At 67.1% G+C, this 3023-nt stretch carries 3 protein-coding genes and 1 pseudogene; 2 read left to right on the plus strand and 2 right to left on the minus strand.

Going from position 1 to position 3023, the window contains the following annotated elements:
• Nucleotides 1-673, minus strand: a pseudogene (locus FVW20_RS11000) (hypothetical protein); the annotation flags it as partial.
• 333 nt (nt 674-1006) lie between these two features.
• Here FVW20_RS11000 and FVW20_RS11005 point away from each other — a divergent pair.
• Nucleotides 1007-1435 (plus strand): Hsp20/alpha crystallin family protein, encoded by a 429-nt coding sequence (locus FVW20_RS11005; protein ID WP_015946578.1) that lies wholly within the window; start codon nt 1007-1009, stop codon nt 1433-1435.
• Nucleotides 1435-1866, plus strand: coding sequence for an Hsp20/alpha crystallin family protein (locus FVW20_RS11010; RefSeq protein ID WP_196609600.1), 432 nt, complete (start codon nt 1435-1437; stop codon nt 1864-1866). Before FVW20_RS11005 ends, FVW20_RS11010 begins: the two co-directional genes overlap by 1 nt.
• Before the next feature lie 111 nt (nt 1867-1977).
• On the opposite strand, the gene FVW20_RS11015 is transcribed toward FVW20_RS11010, so the two are convergent.
• A partial coding sequence (locus tag FVW20_RS11015; protein WP_231039043.1) for a magnesium transporter CorA family protein occupies nt 1978-3023 on the minus strand: 1046 nt, incomplete at its 5' end.

Genomic DNA, 3023 nt, shown 5'->3' on the forward strand with positions numbered 1-3023 from the left:
CGCCGGTGCGGGCATGGTCGTCTGCCAGCATGCGCAGCCAGGTGCGCGCGTCCGCCGAGGTGGCGTGGCCCAGGTCTGCGGCAAAGGCGTGCAGCAGGGCGGTGCGGGCGCGCTCGGAAAGCTCCTGCCGCAGCACCTTGCGCAGCAGCCCGTCGCGAAAGTCCCAGGCCTTGCGGGCGGCGTCGTATTCGCCGAACAGGCGCGAAACGGCGGTGAGCAGCACGGCGTGGCGGTCCTGCCGGGGAGCTCCGTCGGCGGTGCGCAGGGGTACGGGCAGCCGCCCCTTGTTCACCAGGCGGGTCAGTTCGCGCCAGTACAGGGCGTAGCGCATGTGGGCATCGTGTTCCGGCCCGTAGATGCCGGGGTGGAAGACCAGTACCCAGCCTTGCGGGGCGGGGATGGCTGCAGTCATTGCGGTAGTGGCTGCGGGGGCGGCAGATGCGGAAGACGCGGTGCGCGGGCGGGATGCGTGGCGATCCGGGGCCAGCTCGGCCAGCGCCGCGCCGAAGTCCTCGGGTACAAGGATGCGCGCAATGCGCACCACGTCGGAAAGGCCGCGTGCCGCCCCGGCGATGACGCCAAGTTCCTCGCGCGCGGCCTGGGGGCCGGTGCCGCCTTCCGGGCCGCGCAGGCTCTCCGGCAGGGTTGCTTCCACATCCACCGAAATGCGCATGGGGTGCTCCTTGCATCGCCGTGCCCCCGCGGAATGCGGGGGCGCGCCCCACCATGTAGAGGAAGCACGAAGCCGGGTCAACCGTCCGGCGAAAGTGGTTTTTCAAGGCCCGGCGCGGGCTGCGGCCACAGGGGCGGGTCGCGCAAGCGGTCGTCCCCGTTTCGGGCCGCGCCGGAAATGGACGTACAGCAAAGTATGCGCCGGGGGTGTTGACACTGCCACGGACGGATTTAGCTAATTGCCGGAAAGGGTGCGGCCATCCTGTTACATTTGCATGCCGCCGCACTGTGGCAATGGAAAATCATGAACGTGCCGAACCAAGGAGGTACCATCATGGTGATTGACTTCAGCACACTGTACGACATGCCGAAAAGTTTCGAGAGGATGTTCGACGAGATGTCGCGTTTGCATTCGTTCAGCTCGCGGCGCACTGCGTACCCGTTGCTGAACGTGCACGAGAACGAAGACGGCTACACCGTGGACGTCAGCGTTCCCGGCGTTGCGCCTGGAGACGTGGAACTGACCCTTACCGACCGCAACCTGATCATCAAGGGCGAACGCAAGGCCACCGAAGGCAGATACTTCCGGCAGGAACGCCTTTCCGGATCGTTCCAGCGAATCCTGAGCCTGAACGTGCCCGTGGACCGTGACCGCGTTTCCGCCCGCAGCGAGAACGGCATCCTGCGGGTGACCCTGCCCAAGGCCGAAGCCGTGAAGCCGCGCAAGATCGCCGTCGAAGCGCAGGCAGGAGGTGTGCAATGATGCCCGACATTACCGAACGCAACGCCAGTGTGGCCCGCACCGGTGAAACCGGCGGCGCCGAACGGTCCGCTTCGGTTCGCGAAGGCAGCGCCGCGCGCATCGAGCGTTTTTCTCCCGCCACGGACATCATCGAGCAGGCCGACGGCTTCCACATCCTGATGGACCTGCCCGGCGTGCCGCCGGACGGGCTGACCATCGACCTCGAAGAGAACGAGGTCACCGTCACCGGGCGCAGCAGCTATGCCCCGGCGGGCAACGACCGGCGCATGCACGCAGAGTTCGACGCCGTGGAGTTCGTGCGCACCTTCACCCTGTCGGACATGGTGGACAGGGAGCGCATCCGCGCCGTGCTCAAGGACGGGGTGCTGAACCTGTTCCTGCCCAAGGCGGAAGCGGCCAAGCCGCGGCGCATCGAAATCTCGCAGGGATAACGCATCCCCACCGTCGCAATGAAAAGGCCCCCGGCAATGCCGGGGGCCTTTTCGCATCGCGCCTTTCGGGGGCGGAAGCCAGCGGGTGAAAGGACAATGGGGAGACAGTCCCTACCGGAACCAGCCGCGCTTGTGGAAGAACCACATCATGCCCCCGGCCACCGCCAGCATGCAGCCCAGCGCCAGGTAGTAGCCGTAGTCCCAGTCCAGTTCCGGCATGTGGCGGAAGTTCATGCCGTAGACGCCAGCAATGACCGTAAGCGGCATGCACACCGCCGTAAGCACGGTAAGCACCCGGATGCGGTGGTCGGTGTTGCGTTGCAGCAGCAGCAGGTAGAACTGGTACAGGTCGCGCAGGCGCATTTCCAGCCGGGCCTGGCTGCGGGCCAGGTGGTTCTGGTTGTCCATGATGTCGCGCAGCCCTTCGCGCTGGCTGGTCAGGGGCAGGGCGGTGGCCTGCAATGTCTGGAGCGTGGCAAGGCAGTAGAACTGGTCCTCGAACTGGATGGACAACCGGGTGATGGCGCGCTTCAGCGGCAGGATGTCGTCGGGGCTGACCGCATCGGGGGAGTCGTCCAGCAGTTCGGCCAGTTGTTCCACGCGCGTGCGGGCCTCCATGTAGAAGTGCACGTTGGCGTCGATGCAGGCGTCCAGCAGAAAGATGAGCAGGGCCTGCACGCTGGCCTGGAGCGGCGCGTTGCCGGAGCGGATCATCTGCACCAGCTTGTCCAGCAGGGGGATGTCTTCATCGTGCAGGGTGATCATGCGGCCCGGCAGGCAGAGCACCGTCAGATAGCGGCTGTGCTGGGCGTCCCAGTCGTGGCGGGTGGGCAGGTGGACCATGATGCCCGAGGGAAACACGCTGACCTCGGGGAAGCGGCGCGGTGAGAGACAGGCCTCGGTCACGTCGTCGGGCAGGTCGTAGGGGGCCAGGAAGCGGCCCAGGGCGTCGCGCGAGGGGGTGGTGATGTCATGCCAGATAACGGCGGGCCTCGCGGGCTCGGCCTCGTTCGTCGGCATGTCGGCGGGCCTCGCGGGCTCGGAACCGTCCGATGGCATGACGGCGGGCCTCGCGGGCTCGGCACCGCCCGGTCGCACGGCATCGGGAGCGGATGCGTCCGACCCGTTTGCCATGGCGGGTTCGGACGCCCGAGGGC

Source organism: Nitratidesulfovibrio oxamicus, assembly GCF_015731765.1.
GTDB classification, from domain to species: domain Bacteria; phylum Desulfobacterota; class Desulfovibrionia; order Desulfovibrionales; family Desulfovibrionaceae; genus Cupidesulfovibrio; species Cupidesulfovibrio oxamicus.